This window comes from Streptomyces sp. NPDC007875 (genome assembly GCF_042868035.1).
In the GTDB taxonomy this organism is placed as follows: domain Bacteria; phylum Actinomycetota; class Actinomycetes; order Streptomycetales; family Streptomycetaceae; genus Streptomyces; species Streptomyces antimycoticus.
Window position 1 is genome coordinate 174,268 of the sequence record NZ_JBIADZ010000007.1, and the last position, 23,628, is coordinate 197,895.

Here is a 23,628-nt window from a genome sequence, read left to right on the forward strand (position 1 = left end):
GAGTTCGGGTACGTGACATCACATGGTGGACACGAAGCAGGAGATAGAACGCAAGTACGAGGCCACCGCCGAAGAAGCCGGTCCGTCCGGACGGCCCGACCTGCCGGGCCTTCCCGAACTGACCGGGGCGGGTCCCGTCGCGACCGTGGTGAGTCGCGGTGTCGCGACCCTCGAGGCCACCTATTACGACACCCCCGGGCGACGGCTGCTGGCCGACGGCATCACCTTGCGCCACCGCACCGGCGGCGCCGACGAGGGCTGGCATCTGAAGCTGCCCGTCGGCCCGGACACCCGGGAGGAACTGCAGGCGCCGCTCGGCGTCGAGGTGCCCGCAGAGATGGCCGCGCTGCTGCGCTCGCGGGTCCGCCACGATCCGCTGCGCCCACTCGCCCATCTGCACACCGAGCGGGACCGTAAGGATCTGGTGGGTGCCGACGGCACCGTGCTCGCCGAGGTGTCCGTCGACCGCGTGACGGCCCGGCGCCTGGCGCCCGAGGAGAGCGAGCCGGTGCGGTGGACCGAGGTCGAGGTCGAGCTCGCCGAGGGCCGGGGCCACGATCAGCGGCTGCTCGACGCGGTCGAGGGGCGGCTGCGCGACGGTGGTCTGCACCGCGCCGACACCCCCTCCAAGCTCGCCAAGGCCCTGGCCGAGACGGAGAAGGCCGCGGTCGCGGTCGAGACCGGCGGAGACGGGCCCGGCCGGTCCGCCAAGCCCAAGAAGCCCGCGAAGAGCGCCCGTCAGGTCGAGCAGGCCGCGTCGGCCATCCGGCGGCCGCTCGGCGCCGACGACGTCGTCCTGGACTACGCACGCCGTCAGATCGACGCCATGGTGCGGCTCGACCCCGCCGTGCGCAGGGACCTGCCGGACGCGGTGCACCGGATGCGGGTCGCCACCCGCCGGCTGCGCAGCGCCTTCCGCTCCTACCGCAAGGTCCTGGACCGTACGGTGACCGATCCGATCGGCGACGAGCTGAAGTGGCTGGCCGGTGAGCTCGGCCTGGAACGCGACCGCGAGGTGCTCACCGAGCGGCTCGAAGCCCGTCTCGCCGAGCTGCCGGACGACCTCCGGCTCGGCCCGGTGCCGGCCCGGCTGCACCACTGGTCGCAGGGGCGGCGCGAGGGCGCCCGCGCGGCCGTCCTGGGCGCGCTGGACAGCGAGCGCTATCTCACGCTCCTGGACACCCTCGACGCCCTGGCGGCCGATCCGCCGCTGCGCCCCGCCGCCGCGAAGCCGGCCGCGCCGGTGGTCGTGGGGGCCGTGCTGCGCGACTACGAGCGGCTCGCCACCCGTATGACCACCGCCCTGGAGACGCCCCCGGGGCCGGACCGCGATGTCGCCGTCCATCAGGCCCGTAAGGCCGCCAAGCGCGTCCGCTACGCCGCAGAGACGGCCCGGCCCGCGCTCGGCAAGCCCGCCAAGAAGTTCGCCCGCCGCATGCAGGCCGTACAGGACGTGCTCGGCGACCACCAGGACAGCGTCGTCGTGCGCGAGGCGCTGCGGGCGCTGGCCACCCAGGCCCACGGCGCGGGGGAGAGCGACTTCACCTTCGGCCTGCTGTACGGCAGGGAGGAGGCGCGGGCCGCCGCCCGCGAACGTGAGCTGCCCGGTCTGTGGGCCGATGTCTCCCGCAAGAAGCACCGGGCGGCCCTGGAGGCCTAGATCCGTGGCGAGGGAGTCCCGGCACGGCAGGTAGGCTAGAGGGTCACCCCTGTCAGCTTCACGAAAGTCCGCGATGTCTGTCGAGTCGGTCTTCCCACAGCTCGAGGCCCTGCTGCCGCATGTGCAGAAGCCCATCCAGTACGTAGGCGGTGAGCTCAATTCCACCGTCAAGGACTGGGACTCCTGCGACGTCCGCTGGTCGCTCATGTACCCGGACGCCTACGAGGTCGGTCTCCCCAACCAGGGCGTCATGATCCTTTACGAGGTCCTCAACGAGCGCGAGGGTGTGCTCGCCGAGCGCACCTACAGCGTGTGGCCGGACCTCGAGGAGCTGATGCGCGAGCACAAGGTGCCGCAGTTCACCGTGGATTCGCACCGCCCGGTGTCCGCGTTCGACTTCCTCGGTGTCTCCTTCTCCACCGAGCTGGGGTACACCAACCTGCTCACCGCGCTCGACCTCGCGGGCGTCCCGCTGGACGCCGTGGACCGCACCGAGGACCACCCCGTCGTGGTCGCGGGCGGCCACGCCGCGTTCAACCCGGAGCCGATCGCCGACTTCATCGACTGCGCGGTGATCGGCGACGGTGAGCAGGCCGTGCTCGACATGACCGCGATCCTCCGCGACTGGAAGGCCGAGGGCCGCCCGGGCGGCCGCGACGAGCTGCTCTTCCGCCTCGCCCGCACCGGCAGCGTCTACGTCCCGAAGTTCTACGACGTGGAGTACCTGGCCGACGGGCGGATCGCGCGCGTCGTGCCGAACCGCTCGGGCGTGCCGTGGCGGGTGTCCAAGCACACCGTCATGGACCTCGACGAGTGGCCCTACCCGAAGCAGCCGCTGGTGCCGCTGGCCGAGACCGTCCATGAGCGGATGTCGGTGGAGATCTTCCGCGGCTGCACCCGGGGCTGCCGCTTCTGCCAGGCGGGCATGATCACCCGCCCGGTGCGCGAGCGGTCGATCACCGGGATCGGCGAGATGGTCGACAAGGGGCTGAAGGCCACCGGCTTCGAGGAGGTCGGCCTGCTGTCGCTCTCCTCCGCCGACCACACCGAGATCGGCGACATCGCCAAGGGCCTCGCCGACCGGTACGAGGAGGACAAGATCGGCCTGTCCCTCCCGTCGACCCGGGTGGACGCCTTCAACATCGACCTCGCCAACGAGCTGACCCGCAACGGGCGCCGCTCGGGCCTCACCTTCGCCCCCGAGGGCGGCAGTGAGCGCATCCGTAAGGTCATCAACAAGATGGTCTCCGAAGAGGACCTCATCCGTACGGTGGCCACCGCGTACGGCAACGGCTGGCGGCAGGTGAAGCTGTACTTCATGTGCGGTCTGCCCACCGAGACCGACGACGATGTGCTGCAGATCGCCGACATGGCGACCAAGGTCATCGCCAAGGGCCGCGAGGTGTCCGGCAAGAACGACATCCGCTGCACCGTCTCGATCGGCGGTTTCGTCCCCAAGCCGCACACGCCCTTCCAGTGGGCCCCGCAGCTGAGCGCCGAGGAGACCGACGCCCGGCTGGAGAAGCTGCGCGAAAAGATCCGCGGCGACAAGAAGTACGGCCGCTCGATCGGCTTCCGCTACCACGACGGCAAGCCCGGCATCGTCGAGGGTCTGCTCTCGCGCGGCGACCGCCGGGTGGGCGCGGTCATCCGCGCCGTCTACGAGGACGGCGGCCGCTTCGACGGCTGGCGTGAGCACTTCTCGTACGACCGGTGGATGGAGTGCGCCGAGCGGGCCCTGCCCCAGTTCGGCCTCGACCTCGACTGGTACACCACGCGCGAGCGCACCTACGAGGAGGTCCTGCCCTGGGACCACCTCGACTCGGGCCTCGACAAGGACTGGCTGTGGGAGGACTGGCAGGACTCGCTCGACGAGACCGAGGTCGACGACTGCCGCTGGACCCCCTGCTTCGACTGCGGAGTCTGCCCGCAGATGCAGACCGAGATCCAGATCGGCCCCACCGGCCGGAAGCTGCTGCCGCTGTCGGTGAAGTAGCCGTCCGGCGGCCTTCGGTCACCGGGGTGCCCACAAAGTAGGCTGGAAGAGACCGGGGCCCCGCGGCCCTGGTGCTCGACCGCAAGGAAGTACAAGGAGACAGTCCCCTGGGCAAGCGACAGCCCGAAGGCCCGCCGCCCGCTCCCGCGGTGCAGCGCATCCGTTTGCGTTACACCAAGCGCGGCCGCCTCCGGTTCACCAGCCACCGCGACTTCCAGCGCGCCTTTGAGCGGGCGCTGCGCCGCGCCGAGGTGCCGATGGCCTACTCGGCGGGCTTCACCCCGCATCCGAAGGTGTCCTACGCCAATGCCGCACCCACCGGCACCGGCAGCGAGGCGGAGTACCTGGAGATCCAGCTGACCGAGGCGCGCGACCCCGAGAACCTCCGGGCGCTGCTCAACGAGTCGCTGCCCGCGGGGCTCGACGTGATCGAGTCCGTGGAGGCCCGCACGTCGGGGCTCGCCGACCGGCTGCAGGCGTCCGTATGGGAGATCCGGCTCGACCGGGTCGCCCGGACGGACGCCGAGCGTGCCGCCGCCGCCTTCCTCGAGGCCGACACGGTCGAGGTGGAGCGCCGGACGAAAAACGGGTTGCGAACCTTCGACGCCCGTGCGGCGGTGGCCCGGCTGGAGGTGCTTCCGCCTCGGGCCGATAGGCCCGGAGACGGTGGCTGTGCGATACTGCGGCTGGTGGTACGGCATCTGACACCTGCCGTGCGACCCGACGACGTCCTGTCCGGTCTCCGCGCTACGGCCGACCTGGCGCCGCCGGTCCCCGCAGCGGTGACCAGGCTGGCGCAGGGGCTGCTCGATGAGGAGTCCGGCACGGTGACCGACCCGCTCGCGCCCGATCGCGAGGCAGTTCAGGCCGCCCCAACCACGGCCGCCGAGCTGACCGCCGCGATGGCGCCGGGAGGTTCCGCGTAGGGCCGCCGTCGATGCGCCGCCGATGCACTTGGGAGCCACCCGGGTCCGGCTGGCGCACTGACCAGGAGACTTTCGCCGGTCCCGACACATTCGGTCCCGGTGAGCGAGACGACAGCTCCCGTGCGGCGACCGCGCCCCGGGCGGCGGCACACGCGCACAGTGCGCGGGTTGCCGGCCGGAGGCAGGCGCGGCGCCCGGGAGCGTGACGGGAGAAACGCCCGCATGCTCGAACCAATTGAGCCGACCCAACCTGTCCAGCCCCTTGGGCCGTCCGCGCCGCGTGCCGCGGCGCCCGGGGATCCCATCGAGAGCACGCCCAGCGACACCCTGCCGCCGCGCCGCCGCCGTGCGGCCTCCCGCCCGGCCGGCCCGCCGGTCGGCGGGGTGAGCGGCGCCGAGGTCACCACGCCCTCATCGCCGGCCATACCGGCTGATCAGATCGCTGCCATCGCCGCGTCCGAGGCCGCTTCCGAGCCCGTCGCCGCCGGTGCCGCCGTGGTCACCGCGAGTGGATCCGTATCCGGGTCCGACACCGAATCCGCCGTTCCGCCCGCCCGTGCGCGGCGTCGGGTGGCGCGTAAGGCGACGGCTCCGGCGGGTTCGCCGGAGGCCGCGGAGACCGTGGTGACGGCCGATGCCGGCCGTGCCGGCGAGGAGACCCAGGCCGCCGCCGAGCCCGTGGCGGAGGTCGCCCCCGAGGCCGCTCCGCCCGCCCGTACGCGTCGCCGTGCGACCCGTAAGGCGACCGCTCCGGCGGGTGCGCCCGCGGAGGCCGCGGCGCCGGAGCAGGCCGCAGAGCCTGAGCAGGCCGGGGAGCCGGCGGCGGCTCCGGAGGCCGAGGCGGAGACCGCGCCCGCGACCCCTGCCCGTACGCGCCGTCGTGCGAGCCGTAAGGCCACGGCCCCCGCGGGCCCGCCGCAGGCGGAGGCCGCCGACGCGGACGCGTCGTCTGCGGCGGCCGCTGGTGGCAGTGGTGACGAGGCCACGGCCCCAGCCGCAGTCGCAGCCGATGCCCCGGCCGATGAGGCCCCGGCCGACGAGGCGCCGCGTACTCGTGCGCGTCGTCGTGCGACCCGTAAGACCACCGCTCCGGCGGGTGCGCCCGCGGAGGCGGAGGCCGTGGAGCCGACGGAGCCGGAGGAGGCCGCCCAGGCCGAGGCGGAGACCGTGCCCCCGGCGCCCGCCCGTACCCGTCGCCGTGCGAGCCGTAAGGCCACCGCCCCCGCCGGAACGCCCGCGGAGGCCGAGGGCGCCGAGGAGCCCGCCGCCGAGCAGCGGGGCGAGAGCGCCGAGGAGCCCGCCGGTACGCAGGCCGAGGAAGCGCCGCGTGGCCGCACCCGCCGCCGTGCCACCCGAGGCACCGCCGCCGAGGAGCCGAGCAGCGCTCCGGAGCCGCAGACCGCCGAGGCCGAGGCCCCGGCCGCCGAGGCCGAGTCGGAGCCCGCGCCCCGTTCGCGGCGCCGGGCGGTCCGCCCGCCGACGGCCGTGTTCCAGGCGCCGGTCTTCACCGAGCCGGTCTTCCAGACGCCGGAGAGCGCCGCCGCCGAGGCCGCCGCCGCGCTGGAGGAGACCGAGGAGGAGGAAGAGGAGCAGCCGACGGCCGAGGAGACCACCGAGGTCGCCGAGCCCGAGGTGGCCACCGGCCGCCGTCGGCGCCGCCGCCGTGGCGGTGAGCCCGCCGAGGAGCAGCCGGAGGCCGAGGAGACCGAGGCCGTCGAGGCCGAGTCCGGTCAGCCCGAGGGCGAGCACGGCGATGAGGAGCAGGGCGACCGTCCGGCCCGTCGTCGCCGCCGTGGCGGACGGCGACGCCGTCGGGGTGAGGCCGCCGAGGGCGAGGGCGCCGAGGGGCGCTCCGAGGCCGAGGCCGAGGCCGAGCGGTACGAGGATGAGCCGTCCGCCGAGGGCGAGAGCGCCGAGGAGCAGGGCGAGGGCCGGGACGAGGCGGACGCCGAGACCGGTGAGCACGGCGGCTCCGGCAGCACCAGCAGCCGTCGTCGCCGTCGGCGCCGCCGTCGCAGCGGCGACGCGGTCGAGGCGGAGGCGGGCGGTGACGACCCGGAGCGTACGGTCGTCAAGGTCCGCGAGCCCCGGGAGCCCCGTGAGCGGCGCGGCAAGGAATCCGAGTCCGGCGCCGACGAGGTGCAGTCGATCAAGGGATCGACCCGTCTCGAGGCCAAGAAGCAGCGCCGTCGCGAGGGCCGTGAGCAGGGCCGCCGCCGCGTTCCGATCATCACCGAGGCCGAGTTCCTGGCCCGCCGCGAGGCGGTCGAGCGGGTCATGGTCGTCCGGCAGAACGGCGACCGTACCCAGATCGGCGTGCTGGAGGACAACGTCCTCGTCGAGCACTTCGTGAACAAGGAGCAGGCGACCAGCTACGTCGGCAACGTCTATCTGGGCAAGGTCCAGAACGTGCTGCCGTCGATGGAGGCCGCCTTCGTCGACATCGGCAAGGGCCGCAACGCCGTGCTGTACGCGGGCGAGGTGAACTTCGAGGCGCTGGGGCTCTCCAACGGGCCGCGCCGCATCGAGACCGCCCTGAAGTCCGGCCAGTCCGTCCTGGTGCAGGTCACCAAGGACCCGATCGGCCACAAGGGCGCCCGGCTGACCAGCCAGGTCTCCCTCCCGGGCCGCTATCTGGTCTATGTGCCCGAGGGCTCGATGACCGGCATCAGCCGCAAGCTGCCCGACACCGAGCGGGCGCGGCTGAAGCAGATCCTCAAGAAGATCGTCCCCGAGGACGCGGGCGTGATCGTCCGCACCGCCGCCGAGGGCGCGAGCGAGGACGAACTGTCCCGGGACGTCGCCCGGCTGCAGGCGCAGTGGGAAGAGATCAAGAAGAAGTCGAAGAGCGGTAACGCCCCGTCGCTGCTCTACGGCGAGCCCGACATGACCGTCCGGGTCGTCCGCGACATCTTCAACGAGGACTTCTCCAAGGTCATCGTCAGCGGTGACGACGCCTGGGAGACCATCCACGGCTATGTCTCGCATGTGGCGCCCGACCTCGCGGACCGGCTCCAGAAGTGGACCTCGGACGTCGATGTCTTCGCCACCTACCGGATCGACGAGCAGCTGATGAAGGCGCTGGACCGCAAGGTCTGGCTGCCCAGCGGCGGCTCGCTGGTGATCGACCGGACCGAGGCGATGGTCGTCATCGACGTCAACACCGGCAAGTTCACCGGCCAGGGCGGCAACCTGGAGGAGACGGTCACCAGGAACAACCTGGAGGCGGCCGAGGAGATCGTGCGCCAGCTGCGGCTGCGCGACCTCGGCGGCATCATTGTGATCGACTTCATCGACATGGTGCTGGAGTCCAACCGGGATCTGGTGCTGCGCAGGCTGCTGGAGTGCCTGGGCCGGGACCGTACGAAGCACCAGGTGGCGGAGGTCACCTCGCTCGGCCTGGTCCAGATGACCCGTAAGCGGGTCGGCCAGGGGCTGCTGGAGTCCTTCTCCGAGTCGTGTGTGCACTGCAACGGCCGTGGCGTGATCGTCCACATGGAGCAGGCGTCGGCCGCCGGCGGCGGTGGCGGCAAGCGCAAGAAGAAGAAGTCGGCCGGTGCCGCCCAGCAGCCGGCCGAGCAGGAGCAGGCCACCGTGGCCGAGGCCGAGCCGGAGGACGTCACCGAGGCGGCGGCCGAGATCGCGGCGGAGGCCACCCAGCCGAAGCCGGAGCCCGAGCCGGTCTTCGCGGCCGACGAGGAGCTGTACAGCAGCGCCGCGGAGGCCGAGGCCGCCGCGACCCGTGGGCGTACGCGCCGCCGTGCCACCCGTAAGGCGTCCGCTCCGGCGGGCGCCCCGAAGGCCGCCAAGGAGCCGGAGGGCTCGGTGGTCGTGGTGGCCGACGAGCCCAAGGAGGCACCCAAGGCGGAGCCGGAGGCGGTCGCCGAGGCCCCCGCTCCCGTCGAGGAGCCGGAGTCCGCGGCCCCGCTGGAGGCCGTTCCCGCGCCGCGTACGCGCCGTCGGGTGACCCGTAAGGTGACCGCCCCCGCGGGCTCGCCGACGGGCTCCGAGGAGGCGGCCGTGGTGGTCGTGAGCGCGTCCTCGGCGGAGTCGGAGCCCGAGCCGAAGGCGGAGGCGGCGCCCGAGGGCGAGGCCGAGTCCGAGGCGCCGGCGAAGAAGACCGCCCGTAAGGCCGCCAAGAAGGCCCCCGCCAAGAAGACCGCCGAGAAGAAGACCGCCGAGAAGAAGACGGCGGCGAAGAAGACGGCGGCCAAGAAGACCACGGCGAAGAAGACGACCGCCAAGAAGGCGGCGACCAAGAAGACCGCGGCTGCGGAGCAGCAGACTCCGCAGTCGGTCTCGGCCGCCGCTGACGACTGACCCGGCCATCCGGCCGACCGGGGGCACCCCGCCACGTGGCAGGGTGCCCCTCCGGGCTCTGGTAGCCTTAACCTTCGGCGTCTATACGCCAAACCCCTGAGCACATCCCTTCCGCTTCGCCGGAAGAGGCCGTTCGGCCGATGGTGAATCGCATGAATCACTCGGTTGTCACGACCCCCGTGGGCCGTGTTGGGCGGCTGGCATCAGAGGTCCCGATTTTTAGCGAGAGAGTGAGAACCGCGTGTACGCAATCGTGCGCACCGGCGGCCGCCAGCAGAAGGTGGCCGTGGGCGATGTCATCGAGGTCGACCGTCTGGCCAACAACAAGGTCGGCGACACCGTCGAGCTCTCGACTCTGCTCGTTGTCGACGGCGATGCCGTCACCAGCGACCCGTGGGTGCTGGCCGGCGTGAGGGTTCACGCCGAGGTCGTTGATCACCACAAGGGTGACAAGATCGACATCCTGAAGTACAAGAACAAGACCGGTTACCGGAAGCGGATCGGCCACCGCCAGCTGCACACCGCGCTGAAGATCACCGGCATCGACTCGGCTGCGAAGTAAGGGACTGAGGAGAGATGGCACACAAGAAGGGCGCATCGTCCACTCGGAACGGTCGCGACTCCAACGCCCAGCGGCTCGGCGTCAAGCGCTTCGGCGGCCAGACCGTCAACGCGGGCGAGATCCTGGTCCGCCAGCGCGGCACGCACTTCCACCCGGGCACGGGTGTCGGCCGCGGCGGCGATGACACGCTGTTCGCGCTGGCCGCCGGTGCGGTGCAGTTCGGCACCAGCCGGGGCCGCAAGGTCGTGAACATCGTCCCCGTCGCTGAGTAATCAGCCCGGGCGATATCGCACAGCCTTTCCGAGGGCGGACCGCTCTTCCCGTGACGGGAAGCGGGTCCGCCCTCGGCGCGTTACGAGCGTGAGGCACATCAGAACACCCCTGAATCTGCATTAACTGGAGGCACCCGTCATGACCACCTTCGTGGACCGCGTCGAACTGCACGTCGCCGCGGGTAACGGGGGCCACGGCTGCGCCTCCGTGCACCGCGAGAAGTTCAAGCCGCTCGGGGGGCCGGATGGGGGCAACGGCGGCCGTGGCGGCGATGTGATCCTGGTCGTGGACCAGTCCGTCACCACGCTCCTCGACTACCACCACAGCCCCCACCGCAAGGCCACCAACGGCAAGCCCGGCGAGGGCGGGAACCGCTCCGGTAAGGACGGCACCGACCTGATCCTGCCGGTCCCGGACGGCACCGTCGTCCTCGACAAGCAGGGCAACGTCCTGGCCGACCTGATCGGGCAGGGCACCACCTACATCGCCGCCCAGGGCGGTCGCGGCGGCCTCGGCAACGCCGCGCTCGCCTCGGCCCGCCGCAAGGCCCCCGGCTTCGCGCTGCTGGGTGAGCCGGGGCACTCCGGGGACGTCGTCCTCGAGCTCAAGACCGTCGCGGACGTGGCCCTCGTCGGCTACCCGAGCGCCGGCAAGTCATCGCTGATCTCGGTGCTTTCCGCGGCCAAGCCGAAGATCGCCGACTATCCGTTCACCACGCTCGTGCCCAACCTCGGTGTGGTCACGGCCGGTTCGACCGTCTACACCATCGCGGACGTCCCCGGCCTGATCCCCGGCGCCAGCCAGGGCAAGGGCCTGGGCCTGGAGTTCCTGCGCCATGTCGAGCGCTGCTCGGTGCTGGTGCACGTGCTGGACACCGCGGCCCTGGAGTCCGAGCGCGATCCGCTGACCGACCTCGATGTCATCGAGGCGGAGCTGGCCCAGTACGGCGGTCTGGACGACCGGCCGCGGGTCGTCGTGCTCAACAAGGTCGACATCCCCGACGGCCAGGACCTCGCCGACATCATCCGGCCCGACCTGGAGGCCCGCGGCTACCAGGTCCTCGAGGTCTCGGCGGTCGCCCATCTCGGCCTCAAGGAACTGTCCTTCGCCCTGGCGCAGATCGTCGCGGAGGCGCGGGCGGCCAAGCCGCAGGAGGAGGCGACCCGGATCGTCATCCGGCCGAAGGCCGTGGACGACGCGGGCTTCTCGGTCGTCGCCGAGGAGGGCTTCTACCGCGTGCTGGGCGAGAAGCCCGAACGCTGGGTCCGCCAGACCGACTTCGCCAACGACGAGGCCGTCGGCTACCTCGCCGACCGCCTGGCCCGCCTCGGCGTCGAAGAGGAGCTGATGAAGGCGGGCGCCCACTCGGGCGACGAGGTCGTCATCGGCCCCGCGGACGACGCGGTGGTCTTCGACTGGGAGCCGAGCCTCGCGACCGGCGCCGAGATGCTGGGCCGCCGCGGCGAGGATCACCGCTTCGACGCCCCGCGTCCGGCCGCGCAGCGGCGGCGTGAGCGGGATGTCGAGCGGGACGAGGCGGAGCAGGAGTACGACGCGTTCAAGCCGTTCTGAGGGTGGCCGGCCGTGTCGGGCGGCCGCGGGGTGCGTAGCCGCCCCCTGGCCCCCCTATGGGCCCTGAGCGGGCGTCTGCGCGCCGCCCGGCAGGTGGCATGACGAAGGGCCCGGGAGGGATCTCCCGGGCCCTTCGTCATGGCTCTCGGCAGTCGCGCTCAGCCGCGCGTACGGCCGGTCTCAGACCGTCGCGGTCTCCTCCGGCTCCGGCGAGCCGGACTCCAGCTCCATCTCCTCCGCCGCGTCCCGGGCCTCACGCTGCGAGGGGATCTCGTCGGACAGCCGGGTGGCCATCCGGGCCCGGCGCTCGTCGGCCTTGTCGCACAGCTCCTGCGTGGCCTGGTTGAAGCGCACCAGTGACGGCGGGTCGGACGGGCCGAGCAGATGCACCTTCAGCTCGGCGCGGGCGGCCGCCAGGGTGTCCTTCTCGGGGTCGCGGACGGCTTCCAGCAGTCCGGCCACGCCCTCGGCCTCCGGCGAGAGGATCGTGGCGGCGCGCACCGTCGGGAAGCCCGCCCGGAACTCCTCCTCCGTCATACCGCTGGTGTTCGCCACCGCGTACGGCTTCTCGCTCGTCAGGTAGTCCGAGACCACGCTGGAGACATCGCTGATCAGCACGTCGGCCTGGTTGAAGCAGGTGAAGATCGCCGGCCGCGGACCGGTGACGATCTGGTGCTCCCAGACCGGCAGCGAGGCCCAATAGGCGCTCTCCCAGGCGGTCGTGGCCGCGGCGACGGCCGCCGCGCGGTCGCCGTCCGGGGCCCCCTGGAGCTTCATGCGCTCGATCTCGTCCGCGCTGGGGCGGAAGGCGGTGCTGGTGAGCCGGTTGAGCTCATCGGCGCACCGGGCCAGTTCGGCGGCGGCCTCCGGGCCGGGGCGGTCGCCGGTGCGCTTGGTGTTGGCCTCGGCGATCATCGCCCGGATGCGGTCGTTGGCGCGACCCGCGCGCGGGTCCACCGAGCCGGTCATCGGATGCGGCTTGTACAGCAGGCGCACCTTGGGGTCGGTGAGCAGCTCGCGGACGATGTTCTCACCGGCCAGGATCACCGAGGTGTTGCCGGGGTTGCCGTCCCAGCCCTCCCAGGTCGGCGCGTACAGCACGGTGGTGAAGTGTTCCGTACCGGCTCCGCCGAGGGCGCCGGTGGGCACGCCCGCGTAGGGGCGGATGGGGGCCAGCTGCGGCCGGCCGACCTCCACGACGTCCTTGTCCTCGACGCCGATGTCGGCGAGCTGGTAGCGCTCGCGCGCCGCCGCACCCGCGACCCACACCTCGTCGTACGCCTTGGCGTACGGGTTGCAGCTGGAGAGCTTGTCGCTCTCGCCGTGGTTGATGAACGCGTGCTTGATCGAGGGGATGCGCAGCACCTGCGAGGTCTTGCCGGAGTTGGCCGGGTGCAGCAGCACCTTGAGCGTCGAGTGCTCCAGACGCATCAGATGCGCGACCTTGGGGAGGCAGACGACCGGCACGTCCGTCGCGTCGATCTTCTGCACCATGAACCGTTCACGGAGCACGATGATCGGCTTGCCGTCGAGCGCGGCGAGCGTGGAGAGCCACATGTTCGCCTGGTAGGCCGAGGAGTTGCCGCCGGAGAAGTACATGCCCACGGTCGGCTGGTAGTCGGCCAGCCACTTGTCGAGCCACCGCAGGGCGGCGGCCTCGTTCGCCACGCGCTTGCGCGGCAGCAGCCAGGTGGATAGGTGTGCCGTGCCGCCGATGCCGATCAGCAGCGCGATCACCAGACCGACACCGCCCCAAACGGCGTCCTTGGTGCCGGCGGTGACCAGCAGACCGGCGGTGGCCGGCGCGGCCAGCCGCAGCAGACGGCGCCCGTGCTGACGGGCGAACAGCCGCGGCGGGGCCTCGCTCAGGCGCAGCGCGGACGCGTCGATGTTGCGCGTGACGAACGGCAGCTGCCGACTCCGGCGGACCAGGATGGCCGCCGCCTGGCAGGCGAAGTGCACCAGGTAGAACAGCAGCAGTCCCACGGTCAGGGGTGCCTGCTCATGCAGGGGATTGATGCCCTCGATGCGCAGCAGCCCGACCATGATGAGCATGTCGCGGAACAGCTGGCGCACCGTGACGTCAAGGCGGATCTTGCCCAGCAGCGACAGCAGACCGGGCTGCTTGTGCTGAAGGAAGAGATCGAGCGCGAGACCGCACGCCGAGGCGGCGATGAAAAGCGGTACGTTCGGAAGCACGGCGCCGACGAGCTGTGTGGCAAAGAACACGAGCATCGCGAGCAGCGCCGTCAGCTGTACGACCCGGCGTGGGGCGATTCCGGCAGAGGGCACGGGGTGGGCTCCTGGCAGGAGGGCGAGGGACTGACGGGGAGACCCCTGACCGTATGCCGACGCCCCGCCCGGTGACAATCCGCGCCGGTGCCAACCGGTCGCAATCGGTGTCAATGGTCACCCGAGGGGACCCGCGGGGTGCTCGCGTCGGTGCGTAAGGCGGTGCGCGCGGATGGTGTCCGGGGGCTGAAATGCCGAGGCGGGCCGGGCCTCGTCTGTCGTAGATTGCCCACTTGTCATGATGAGTGTGTAGGGCATGCGTTTCTTCGGGACGTGTGGTGAGCCGGGGACGAGCAGGGGAGCGGCGTGGCGGAGCAGGACGGGGCGGCCGTACGGGACGAGGTGGCCGCCGCCCGGAGGATCGTGGTCAAGATCGGTTCGTCCTCCCTCACCACCGCGGCGGGGGGCCTGGACGCGGACCGAGTGGACGCGCTGGTCGACGTGCTGGCCAAGGTGCTCGACGGCGACGGTAAGAGCGACGGCGGCAGGGACGGCGACGGCAAGGGCGGCGCGAACGGCAAGGAGATAGTGCTGGTCTCCTCCGGCGCCATCGCCGCCGGACTGGCGCCACTGGGCCTGGACCGGCGCCCCCGCGACCTCGCCCGCCAGCAGGCGGCCGCGAGCGTCGGACAGGGGCTCCTGGTGGCCCGCTACACCGCCTCCTTCGCCCGCTACGGGCGCCGGGTCGGCCAGGTGCTGCTCACCACGGACGACACCAGCCGCCGCGCCCACTACCGCAACGCCACTCGCACCCTGGATCAGCTGCTGGCCATGGGCGCGCTGCCGATCGTCAACGAGAACGACACGGTGGCCACGGACGAGATCCGGTTCGGCGACAACGACCGGCTCGCGGCCCTGGTCGCCCATCTCGTACGGGCGGATCTGCTGGTGCTGCTCTCCGATGTGGACGGTCTGTACGACGGGGACCCGAGGACCCCCGGCACCTCCCGGATCGACGAGGTCCGGGGGCCTGAGGACCTGGACGGCGTCTCCATCGGCAGCGCGGGCCGCTCCGGGGTGGGCACCGGCGGCATGGTCACCAAGGTCGAGGCGGCCCGGATCGCCACCGCGGCCGGGGTCCCGGTGGTGCTCACCTCCGCCAGCCGGGCCGGTGACGCCCTGCTCGGCCGCCATACGGGCACGTTCTTCCACCGCACCGGCCGCCGCTCCGCGAACCGGCTGCTGTGGCTCGCCCACGCCTCCGCGCCGCGTGGCGCCCTGACCCTGGACGACGGCGCGGTACGGGCCGTCGTGGAGCGGCGCACCTCGCTGCTGCCGGCCGGGATCGCGGCCGTGGAGGGCGAATTCACCGCCGGTGACCCGGTCGAGCTGCGGGACACCCAGGGCCGCCCCGTGGCCCGTGGGCTGGTGAACTTCGACGCCAAGGAGATTCCCCAGCTGATCGGCCGCTCGACCCGGGACCTGGCCCGGGAGCTCGGCCCGGCCTACGAGCGCGAGGTGGTCCACCGGGACGACCTCGTCGTCCTGGACTGAGCCGCTCCGGCGGCCCGAGCGCCCCGGCGGGGCGCCTCTTGGCGGTGGCCGGGGGAGCCCGAGCCCGCGAAAACACCCACCTCCGAAAAACCTCAAAAGCGCCCCGCGGGCGGGCGAGGGCTGGTCAACTTTGTTCAACGGGGTCGCGCGGGGCAGCGCGCCGGCTGTGGGAGACGCGGCGGAGACGGAGCGGAACGCCGCGACCATGGCACCGTCACGAGTGCTCCGCCCGCGCGTGAGCGGAGCAGCGAGTTACAGGAGGCCGCCGGTGAGACGAGGGCGCCCGGGGGCGTCGCCCAGAGGGGCGGCGGAGCGCACCCTGACCAGTGTCGGAGCGGGTGACGCCGCGACCGGCGACGCCATGGCGCACGCCGCCGAGCGCGGCGAGGCGTCCCGGCTGTGGTACATCACCCTCAGCGTCTCGGGGAGCGAGGCGCCGCTGCGGGAGGTCCGCAGGGCCCTGGAGCAGTTGGCCCATGACCATCCGTTCCTGCTGACCAGCCGCTATGCGGTCGATCACGCCGAGATCCGCTACTGGGAAGAGGCCCGTGATCTGCACGACGCCGCGGCGGTCGCGCTGCGGCTGTGGGGCGAGCACCGGGCCTCGGCCAAGCTGCCGCCCTGGGAGATCGTGGGGCTCGAGGTCATCGACCGTGATACGTACCACCAGCGGGTCGCGGAGGGGTACGGGCCGCCACCGGCCTCCCCGGTGGGCGTGCATCCGTTCTGAGGACGGATGTGCGGCGCCGGGATATGAGAAGGCCATCTCGAACTGCGGAATAGCGCGCGGCTTCCGCCCGTCGGCTCAGTACGCTTCGTGCATGACCAGCGCACCCACGTCGCCGCTCACCGACCCCTGGCCGAAGTCTCCGGTCCTCCAGGCCGCCTACCGGTCCCGGGCCGCTGCCGCCGATCTCGCGCCGCTGCCGCGCGCCGTCAAGGACGACGCGCTGCTCGCGATGGCCGACGCGCTGGAGGTGCGCACCAAGGAGATCGTCGAGGCCAACGCGGCCGATGTGGAGCGGGCCCGCGAGGCCGGCACCAGCGACGCCATCGTGGACCGGCTGACGCTCACCCCCGAGCGGGTGCGGGCCATCGCCTCCGATGTCCGCGATGTGATCGCGCTGCCCGACCCGGTCGGCGAGGTGGTGCGCGGCTCCACGCTGCCCAACGGGATCGACCTGCGCCAGGTGCGCGTTCCGCTCGGCGTCGTCGGGATCATCTACGAGGCCCGGCCGAACGTGACGGTGGACGCCGCGGCGCTGTGCCTGAAGTCGGGCAACGCGGTGCTGCTGCGTGGCTCCTCGTCGGCGTCCCACTCCAACGCCGCGCTGGTGAAGGTCCTGCGCGACGCCGTCGGCGGGGCGGGGCTGCCCGCGGACGCGGTGCAGTTGGTGCCGGGCGAGAGCCGGGAGTCGGTGCGCGAGCTGATGCGCGCCCGCGGCCTGGTGGACGTGCTGATCCCGCGCGGCGGCGCGTCCCTCATCCGTACGGTCGTCGAGGAGTCCACGGTCCCGGTCATCGAGACCGGCACCGGCAACTGCCATGTGTACGTGGACGCCGACGCCGACCTCGACATGGCGGTCGAGATCCTGGTGAACTCCAAGGCCCAGCGGCCGAGCGTGTGCAACGCGGCGGAGACGCTGCTGGTGCACCAGGACATCGCCCCCCGGTTCCTGCCCCGCGCCCTTGAGGCGCTGGCCGAGGCCGGGGTCACGGTCCACGCGGACGAGCGCGTCATGGCGCTCGCGGAGGGCTCCAAGGCCACGGTGGTCCCGGCGGTGATCGAGGACTGGGAGACCGAGTACCTCTCGTACGACATCGCGGCGGGCGTCGTGGACTCCCTGGACGCCGCGGTGAGCCACATCCGCCTGTGGTCCTCCGGGCATACCGAGGCCATCGTCACGTCCTCCCAGCAGGCCGCCCGCCGCTTCACCCAGCTGGTGGACTCCACCACGGTCGCCGTGAACGCCTCCACGCGGTTCACCGACGGCGGGCAGTTCGGCTTCGGCGCCGAGATCGGCATCTCGACCCAGAAGCTGCATGCCAGGGGCCCCATGGCCCTGCCCGAGCTGACATCGACGAAGTACATCGTCACCGGCGACGGCCACACCCGCTGACTCACCCGTTCGGGGGGTACCCGATTCCCGGCGGCGCTGGGGTGGATCTTCCCCCGAATACCATTTCACCCTGCCCAAAATGACCCGTCCGGTCTACTCTGAATGGGTGCCGGACGACGTGGGGGGCAAGCCGTTCCCGGACGGCGACGAGCCCGACGAGCGCAGCCACGGCGAGACGAACGACGAGTTCGCCGCCGTGGTCTTCGACGAGGACTTCGTGCGGTCGGCCCCGATCCATGAGCCCACCGCCATCGAGCGGATGCTGGCCGCCGCCGAGGCCCGTGCCGAGGCCGAGGCGTCCCGGAGCCGCAGGGCCGGTGTGCCTCCCGAGGACGAGCTCTTCGAGGACGGCTACGGCCAGGAGGCCGAGTTCTACGGCGTGGACGACCCCGACGGGCGCTTCGGCCCGGGGCGGGACGCGGACGACGCCTACGGCCCCTACGGGCGGTACGGGAGCGCGGGGCGTCCTTACCGCGGTCATGCCCGCTGGCACCGCCCGGTGGCCTGGCTGCTGGCCATCCTGATGGGCATCGGCGTGGTCGCCCTGGCCTTCACGGCCGTCTACCGGGGCGCCTCGGGCAACCGCCAGGACCCCGCTCCACCGCCCGCCACCAGCGGTGTCGACGGCTCGCCCACCGGACAGCCGCGCCTGGAGCCGTCGGGGTCGGAGTCGCCCGCCCCGGAGCCGACCGGGTCCAAGGGCTCGCCCGCCTCCGCCGTACCGCCGTCGCGGTGACGACCTCACGCATCGCTAGCACGTCGTGGCGTATGGGGCGTTTCCTCCCCACTCGCCTCCCAAGTTGTGGAGTATCACCGCGTTTACCGTCGCCCCTGGCGACCTACTCTTGAGATATGGCCGGGCGTGGAGACCCTCCCGAGGGGACACCCGAGGGCGTCCCGGGAGGTGGTGAGGACGAATACCGTTCCGTCGTATTCGACGAGTCGTTCGTCCGTGCTGCCCGGCTCCAGGAATTCTCCGCCCAGGAGCGCATGGGCGAACACGCGCGGGCGGTGCGCAGCCGGCACGCCTGGGCCAGGGCCGGGGCGTCACGCCAGGCCGTCGCGCTCGTCCTGCTGATCGCCGTCGCCTTCGCCGCGGCCGTCTACATGGGGGTACGCCACCCGTACCAGACGCCGCAGCCGCAGACCGTGGAGCCGCTGCACAGCAGCGTGGTGCCGCTCGCACCGCGCGGCGAGGTGCCCGGAGGGCCGCCGGACCGGCTGTTCCGCAGCAGCCCGGCCGCCGAGTTCCGCACCGGCGCCGAAGGGGTCACGGTGCCCGGCGCCCGCCGCACCCAGAGCTTCTCCGAGAGCCAGGTGATGACGGCGCTCACCACCGCCAAGGAGTACCTGGTCAAGTCCGCCATCGACCCGGGTGTGCTCACCGGCGGCCCGGTGCAGGCCGTGAGGCTGCTGCTGGACCCGGCCCAGCAGACCCAGTTCGACCAGAGCTTCGCCCATCCGGTCGACGACGGACGGCATGCGGCCACCGGCTGGCTGACCCGCTTCAACCCGGCCGAGGTGACCTTGGCCGACACCCCGGTGCGGGTCCGCGGCACCCTTACGGTCGTCGAGCGCAGCCCCGCGACCCTGGAGGTCGCCGCCGACCACGTCTTCGTCTACGCGGTCCAGCAGGCCCATGAGCGCGGACCGGACCATGCCTCGCTGTTCACGGTGCGCCGTGAGGCGCGGTTCCGCTTCGACCGGAACGATCTGCGCGACCACCATCTGGAGCTCGTGCAGAGCAACGTGCTGGCCGGCCCGCAGGCATGTGCCGCGAACGCCTCCGGCTATCTGCGGCCGATGCTCGCCGGCCAGAGCGCCAAGGGCGACGCCCCCACGGGCACCGACCCGTACACCACGGGCCGCACCACGGTCTCGCTGTGCGGCGTCCTGGCCCCCGGAACCCAGCCCGCCCTCGACGGGCGGTCCTGAGGGCCTCCAGGGCCGCCCCGGCCGGTCTCAGCGCTGCGGCGGGGTGTCCCCGGGCCCGTCGTCGTGCCCCGGCCGCTCTTCCGGTCCGTCCCCGGGCCGGTGGTCCTGAGCCCCGTCAGTCCGGCCCTGAGGCTCGTCCTGGTGCTCGTCCCGGGGCGTGGTGCCCTCCTCGGGGGTCTCCCCGCCCTGCTTGCCCCCGCCGCCGGTGAACCGGTCGCGCAGCTTGCTGCCCAGGTCCCCGGCGCCGCCCGCCACATCCCTGACGAAGGCGAACAGCGGATCCTTGCTGCTGCGGACCGACTCCGCGTAGTGGGTCGCGGACTCCCGGAACGAGTCGCTGACCGAGGCGTCCCGGTCCTCGTCGCGACGCGGGTAGTGGCCGTCCATGAGCCGCTGGTAGTCACGGGTCGCGGCCCACTTCTTGAGCTCGGCGGCGCGCACGGTGGTGAACGGATGGCTGCGCGGCAGCATGTTCATGATCTTGAGGACGGAGTCCCGCAGATCGCCGCTCGACTCGTACTCCTCCGCCTGCTCCAGGAAGGCGTCCACGTTCATCTCATGGAGGTGGTGGCCGCCCGCGAGCTTCATCAGCCCGCGCATCGAGGCCCGCAGATCCTGTCCGACCAGCAGCCCCGCCCGGTCCGCCGACAGCTCCGACTTGCGGAACCACTCCCGCAGTGCCGTCACCAGCGCCAGCACCGCCACATTGCCGAGGGGGATCCAGGCGACCTTCAGCGCGAGGCTGGTGAGGAACAGCAGTATCGTCCGGTAGACCGAGTGTCCCGACAGCGCATGGCCCACCTCATGGCCGATGACCGCCCGCATCTCCTCCTCGTCGAGCAGCTCGACCAGACCGGTGGAGATCACGATGATCGGCGCGTCCATCCCGATGCACATCGCGGTCGGCTGCGGGTTCTGGGTGACGTACATGGCCGGGACCCGCTCCAGGTCCAGGATGTAGCAGGCATCCCGCAGCATGTCGTGGAGATGGGCGAACTGCCGGTCGCTGACCCGCACCGAATCGGACAGGTAGAGCAGCCGCAGACTCCGCTCGGGCAGCAGGCCGCTCATCGCCTTGAAGACCGTGTCGAAGCCGGTCAGCTTGCGCAGCGCGACCAGCGCGGAGCGGTCCGCCGGATGTTCGTACGCCCGTGAGGAGATCCCGGGGAACCGCCGCCGCTCCCGGCTGGGCACATGCTCCCGGGCGTCTCCCGTCCCGCTTCCGCCGCCGGTCTCATGAGTGTCGCTCATCTGGCCCCCTCGGTCGATTGCCCGCTCGACGGGACGCCCGGTTCCGGGCCCCTCGTCCGGCGGCCCCCAGCCTAGGCCCTGAGTGTCCGAGGGTTAGCGTGGAGACATGCCCGATATGACTGGTCTCACCGAAGCCCTCGCCGCCACCTCCCACAGCAACGACGGCCCGGGAGCGCTGCTGCGCATCGTCATCGTGGTCGGTGTGGTGGGCGCCGCCCTGCTCGCCTGGTTCCTGCTGCGCGGATACAAGCAGGACTGAGCGGATACCAGCAGGACGGACAGCAGGACCGAAAACCGCCTCGCATACGATGTGGCCGACGTGTTGTGTCGCCTAGACCCGGATAGGTACTGCCTGCGATGACCGCTATCAGCACCGCACATGCTGCCCTGACCACGCTCGCGGCCGAGGGCGGTGAGCACACCGACACCCACCCGACCATCAGCCCCTACATGACCGGCGGTGCGGCCCTGGTGATCCTCTTCCTGCTGCTGTGGATCACCACGCGCTTCAACCGGGACCGCTGAGCTGGGCGATTGCCCCTATGGGCCCCGGCTCCGGGCCGGGCCCAGTAGGGTCTGCACGCATGGAAGAGCAGAAAGGGTCCGGCAAGCGGCGACTCGGCGTGATGGGCGGGACGTTCGACCCGATCCACCACGGTCACCTGGTCGCGGCGAGCGAGGTGGCCTCGCAGTTCCACCTCGATGAGGTGGTGTTCGTGCCCACCGGTCAGCCCTGGCAGAAGAGCCACAAGAAGGTCACCCCGGCCGAGGACCGCTATCTGATGACGGTCATCGCGACCGCGTCGAATCCGCAATTCTCGGTCAGCCGTATCGACATCGATCGCGGCGGGCCCACCTACACCACCGACACGCTCCGGGAACTACGCGCGCTCAACGGCGACGCGGATCTGTTCTTCATCACCGGGGCCGACGCACTCGCCCAGATCCTCACCTGGCGTGACGCCGAAGAGCTCTTCTCGCTGGCCCACTTCATCGGGGTGACCAGACCAGGGCACATACTGGCCGACCCGGGGCTGCCGGAGGGCGGGGTGTCGCTGGTGGAGGTTCCGGCACTGGCGATCTCGTCATCGGACTGCCGGGCGCGGGTCGCTCATGGCGACCCCGTCTGGTACCTGGTGCCGGACGGCGTGGTGCGCTACATCGACAAGCGCGAGCTGTACCGGCACGACGGCTGAAGGGGTACCGGTGAACGACCGGCAGGATCCGTACGACCCGTACGCACAGGACCCGTATGGCCAGGAGCCGCAGATCTACGGCTATGACGCCTATGGGCGTCCCGTCTACCAGCCGCAGACGGCACAGCAGCAGAGTTACGACCCGTACGCCCAGCAACAGCCGCAGCAACAGTACGGGGAGCAACAGCAGCAGCAGGACGGGTACGGCTACGACCCCTACGCCCAGCCGCAGCATCACCAGCCCCAGCAGCAGCACGCCCAGACGCAGAGTTACGACCCGTACGCTCAGCAACAGCAACAGCAACAGCAACAGCAGTACCAACAGCAGCCGCAGCAGTACCACCAGCACCAGCAACAGCCACAGGGCTACGGCTACGGCCACCCACCGGCCGCCGTCCCGCCGCAGCGCGAGCCGAACCCCTACGAGGAGCTGAGCCCGGAGCAGCTGCGCGGCGGGCCCGAGGCGCCTCCGGCCGAGGAGTCCCGGTCCGCGGCGCCCCGTTCCCCGCAGCCGAAGCGGCCCGGGGGGCCCGGGGGGCCCGCGGATTCCGATGAGGAGGAGTACCACACCGAGCAGTTCTCCTTCGTCGAGGAGGAGGACGAGGAATCCGACGACGTCATCGACTGGCTGAAGTTCGCCGAGACCCGCTCCGAGCGCCGTGACGAGCGCCGCCGTAAGGGCCGCAACCGCGTCATCGCGCTCGTCGTGGTCCTGGTCATCGCCGCGGCGGGCGGTGTCGGCTACCTCTGGTACGCGGGCAAGCTTCCGGGGCTGTCCGACAGCGCCGAGGACCAGGCGGCCGCGGGCGGTCCGCAGAAGCGCGATGTGATCGTCGTCCATCTGCGCGAGACCAAGGGCGGCGGCACCTCCACGGCCCTGCTGGTGGACAACGAGACCACCAAGAAGGGCACCACCGTCCTGCTGCCGAACTCGCTGTCCGTCTCCACCGAGGACGGCGCCTCCACCACACTCGGCAAGTCGGTGACCGACGAGGGCTCCGACTCCACCCGAGAGTCCCTGAGCACCCTGCTGGGTTCGAAGATCCAGGGCACCTGGCGGCTGGACACTCCGTATCTGGAGAACCTCGTGGAGCTGGTCGGCGGGATCACCCTCGACACCGACGCGACCGTCCCCAGCCCCCAGAAGGGCGAGGATCCCCTGGTCAAGCAGGGCAAAGACCAGATCCTGAGTGGCCAGGCGGCCGTGGCGTACGCCACCTACCGGGCGTCCGGCGAGGCACAGTCCGAACAGCTCGCGCGGTTCGGGCAGGTCATGCAGGCGGCGCTGAAGAAGGTGTCCAGCGATGAGAAGGGTGCCACCAGCACCGTGGAGTCGCTGGCGCAGATCCCCGACCCGTCGCTGTCCGAGCAGCAGCTCGGCGCGTCGCTGGCGAGGCTGGCCGGGCAGGCCAAGAGCGGTGCGTACGACACCGCCATGCTGCCGGTCCAGTCGGACGGGACGCTCAGCAGCCAGGCGACCGACCATGTGGTCAAGGACATCCTGGGCGGCACGGTCAAGAACACCGACAAGAACACCGCGCCCCGGGTCAGCGTGACCAACGCCGGAGGGCCCAAGGACGGGTCGGGTGCCGCGCGGGTCGCGCTGGTCAATGGCGGCTTCACGGTCGTCACGGCCACCGAGGGCGGCGGTACGCCGCAGTCCGCCTCGCGGGTGACCTACGCGGACGCCGCACAGGCGGGCCAGGCCAAGGAGGTCGCCAAGACGCTCGGGCTGCCGGAGACGGCGGTGCGGAAGGGCAAGGGCGCGGCCAACGCGGACATCACGGTCCTCCTCGGCTCGGACTACGACGCCACGGGCTGAGCCGTGCCGCCCGGGGGCCCGTTCCCCCGGGCGCCCCGTTCCCCCGGGCGCCCCGTTCCCCCGGGCGCCCCGGGCGTTCCCCGGGGTACTCCCGGCGTTCTCCCCGGGCACGCCGGGCACGCCGGGCACGCCGGGCACGCCGGGCACGCCGGGCACGCCGGGCACGCCGGGCACGCCGGGCACGCCGGGCACGCCGGGCACGCCGGGCG

Annotated in this window: 18 protein-coding genes; 16 read left to right on the plus strand and 2 right to left on the minus strand. The window is 71.9% G+C overall.

All coding sequences use genetic code 11. The features are described 5' to 3' along the window. The first annotated feature begins 22 nt into the window (after positions 1-22). The 7 genes from ACFYOY_RS16910 to obgE all read left to right on the plus strand — a co-directional run bounded on the left by ACFYOY_RS16910 (position 23) and on the right by obgE (position 11,309). Positions 23-1,660 carry a CHAD domain-containing protein gene (locus ACFYOY_RS16910; protein WP_388587741.1) on the plus strand — a complete coding sequence of 546 codons (1,638 nt, stop codon included), beginning with the start codon at positions 23-25 and terminating at the stop codon, positions 1,658-1,660. Positions 1,661-1,733: 73 nt separating this feature from the next. Then, positions 1,734-3,656, plus strand: a complete 1,923-nt coding sequence (locus ACFYOY_RS16915; protein ID WP_388587744.1) for a TIGR03960 family B12-binding radical SAM protein — start codon at positions 1,734-1,736, stop codon at positions 3,654-3,656. 149 nt (positions 3,657-3,805) lie between these two features. Further along, entirely contained in the window at positions 3,806-4,582 is a 777-nt protein-coding gene (locus ACFYOY_RS16920; RefSeq protein WP_388587747.1) for a TIGR03936 family radical SAM-associated protein, read from the plus strand. 222 nt (positions 4,583-4,804) lie between these two features. Continuing rightward, entirely contained in the window at positions 4,805-8,902 is a 4,098-nt protein-coding gene (locus ACFYOY_RS16925) for a ribonuclease E/G (protein ID WP_388587750.1), read from the plus strand. Between the two features lie 241 nt (positions 8,903-9,143). Then, a complete protein-coding gene (gene rplU / locus ACFYOY_RS16930) occupies positions 9,144-9,464 on the plus strand; it encodes a 50S ribosomal protein L21 (protein ID WP_351882457.1) in 321 nt (106 codons plus the stop codon). Positions 9,465-9,478: 14 nt separating this feature from the next. Continuing rightward, positions 9,479-9,736, plus strand: a complete 258-nt coding sequence (gene rpmA, locus ACFYOY_RS16935) for a 50S ribosomal protein L27 (protein ID WP_014060683.1) — start codon at positions 9,479-9,481, stop codon at positions 9,734-9,736. Positions 9,737-9,875: 139 nt separating this feature from the next. Continuing rightward, a complete protein-coding gene (gene obgE, locus ACFYOY_RS16940) occupies positions 9,876-11,309 on the plus strand; it encodes a GTPase ObgE (protein ID WP_351882459.1) in 1,434 nt (477 codons plus the stop codon). A 180-nt stretch (positions 11,310-11,489) separates the two neighbouring features. Here the strand turns inward: obgE and ACFYOY_RS16945 are convergent, their stop codons facing one another. Next, complete coding sequence (locus tag ACFYOY_RS16945) at positions 11,490-13,601, minus strand: hypothetical protein (RefSeq protein ID WP_351882461.1); 2,112 nt, start codon at positions 13,599-13,601, stop codon at positions 11,490-11,492. Positions 13,602-13,943: 342 nt separating this feature from the next. On the opposite strand from ACFYOY_RS16945, the gene proB reads away from it, so the two are divergent. The 5 genes from proB (at position 13,944) to ACFYOY_RS16970 (ending at position 19,150) form a co-directional block, all read left to right on the plus strand. After that, complete coding sequence (proB, locus tag ACFYOY_RS16950) at positions 13,944-15,095, plus strand: glutamate 5-kinase (RefSeq protein WP_351883070.1); 1,152 nt, start codon at positions 13,944-13,946, stop codon at positions 15,093-15,095. Between the two features lie 268 nt (positions 15,096-15,363). After that, the gene (locus tag ACFYOY_RS16955) at positions 15,364-15,825 is read left to right on the plus strand and encodes a hypothetical protein (RefSeq protein ID WP_078641402.1); all 462 of its coding nucleotides are present in this window, start codon (positions 15,364-15,366) and stop codon (positions 15,823-15,825) included. A 91-nt stretch (positions 15,826-15,916) separates the two neighbouring features. Further along, positions 15,917-17,215, plus strand: a complete 1,299-nt coding sequence (locus ACFYOY_RS16960) for a glutamate-5-semialdehyde dehydrogenase (protein ID WP_059145724.1) — start codon at positions 15,917-15,919, stop codon at positions 17,213-17,215. A gap of 106 nt (positions 17,216-17,321) precedes the next feature. Next, positions 17,322-17,951, plus strand: a complete 630-nt coding sequence (locus ACFYOY_RS16965) for a hypothetical protein (protein ID WP_351882464.1) — start codon at positions 17,322-17,324, stop codon at positions 17,949-17,951. Between the two features lie 116 nt (positions 17,952-18,067). Next, the gene (locus ACFYOY_RS16970) at positions 18,068-19,150 is read left to right on the plus strand and encodes a hypothetical protein (protein ID WP_351882466.1); all 1,083 of its coding nucleotides are present in this window, start codon (positions 18,068-18,070) and stop codon (positions 19,148-19,150) included. A gap of 27 nt (positions 19,151-19,177) precedes the next feature. Here the strand turns inward: ACFYOY_RS16970 and ACFYOY_RS16975 are convergent, their stop codons facing one another. Continuing rightward, positions 19,178-20,401: a M48 family metallopeptidase gene (locus ACFYOY_RS16975; RefSeq protein ID WP_351882468.1), complete on the minus strand. Its 1,224-nt coding sequence runs from the start codon at positions 20,399-20,401 to the stop codon at positions 19,178-19,180. A gap of 106 nt (positions 20,402-20,507) precedes the next feature. On the opposite strand from ACFYOY_RS16975, the gene ACFYOY_RS16980 reads away from it, so the two are divergent. The 4 genes from ACFYOY_RS16980 to ACFYOY_RS16995 all read left to right on the plus strand — a co-directional run bounded on the left by ACFYOY_RS16980 (position 20,508) and on the right by ACFYOY_RS16995 (position 23,419). After that, positions 20,508-20,660: a hypothetical protein gene (locus tag ACFYOY_RS16980; protein WP_156107794.1), complete on the plus strand. Its 153-nt coding sequence runs from the start codon at positions 20,508-20,510 to the stop codon at positions 20,658-20,660. A 98-nt stretch (positions 20,661-20,758) separates the two neighbouring features. After that, positions 20,759-20,926, plus strand: coding sequence for a hypothetical protein (locus tag ACFYOY_RS16985; RefSeq protein WP_162953016.1), 168 nt, complete (start codon positions 20,759-20,761; stop codon positions 20,924-20,926). A gap of 59 nt (positions 20,927-20,985) precedes the next feature. Further along, complete coding sequence (nadD, locus tag ACFYOY_RS16990; protein WP_351882470.1) at positions 20,986-21,597, plus strand: nicotinate-nucleotide adenylyltransferase; 612 nt, start codon at positions 20,986-20,988, stop codon at positions 21,595-21,597. A 10-nt stretch (positions 21,598-21,607) separates the two neighbouring features. Continuing rightward, positions 21,608-23,419, plus strand: a complete 1,812-nt coding sequence (locus tag ACFYOY_RS16995; protein ID WP_388587758.1) for an LCP family protein — start codon at positions 21,608-21,610, stop codon at positions 23,417-23,419. The last annotated feature ends 209 nt before the right edge of the window (positions 23,420-23,628 follow it).

What these genes read in the sequence shown, in the direction of transcription:
- nadD (WP_351882470.1), top strand. Translation starts at nt 20,986, where the DNA reads ATGGAAGAGCAGAAAGGGTCCGGCAAGCGGCGACTCGGCGTGATGGGC.
- ACFYOY_RS16985 (WP_162953016.1), top strand. Translation starts at nt 20,759, where the DNA reads ATGACCGCTATCAGCACCGCACATGCTGCCCTGACCACGCTCGCGGCC.
- ACFYOY_RS16960 (WP_059145724.1), top strand. Translation starts at nt 15,917, where the DNA reads ATGACCAGCGCACCCACGTCGCCGCTCACCGACCCCTGGCCGAAGTCT.
- ACFYOY_RS16915 (WP_388587744.1), top strand. Translation starts at nt 1,734, where the DNA reads ATGTCTGTCGAGTCGGTCTTCCCACAGCTCGAGGCCCTGCTGCCGCAT.
- rpmA (WP_014060683.1), top strand. Translation starts at nt 9,479, where the DNA reads ATGGCACACAAGAAGGGCGCATCGTCCACTCGGAACGGTCGCGACTCC.
- obgE (WP_351882459.1), top strand. Translation starts at nt 9,876, where the DNA reads ATGACCACCTTCGTGGACCGCGTCGAACTGCACGTCGCCGCGGGTAAC.
- ACFYOY_RS16925 (WP_388587750.1), top strand. Translation starts at nt 4,805, where the DNA reads ATGCTCGAACCAATTGAGCCGACCCAACCTGTCCAGCCCCTTGGGCCG.
- ACFYOY_RS16975 (WP_351882468.1), bottom strand. Translation starts at nt 20,401, where the DNA reads ATGAGCGACACTCATGAGACCGGCGGCGGAAGCGGGACGGGAGACGCC.
- ACFYOY_RS16910 (WP_388587741.1), top strand. Translation starts at nt 23, where the DNA reads ATGGTGGACACGAAGCAGGAGATAGAACGCAAGTACGAGGCCACCGCC.
- ACFYOY_RS16980 (WP_156107794.1), top strand. Translation starts at nt 20,508, where the DNA reads ATGCCCGATATGACTGGTCTCACCGAAGCCCTCGCCGCCACCTCCCAC.
- ACFYOY_RS16970 (WP_351882466.1), top strand. Translation starts at nt 18,068, where the DNA reads ATGGCCGGGCGTGGAGACCCTCCCGAGGGGACACCCGAGGGCGTCCCG.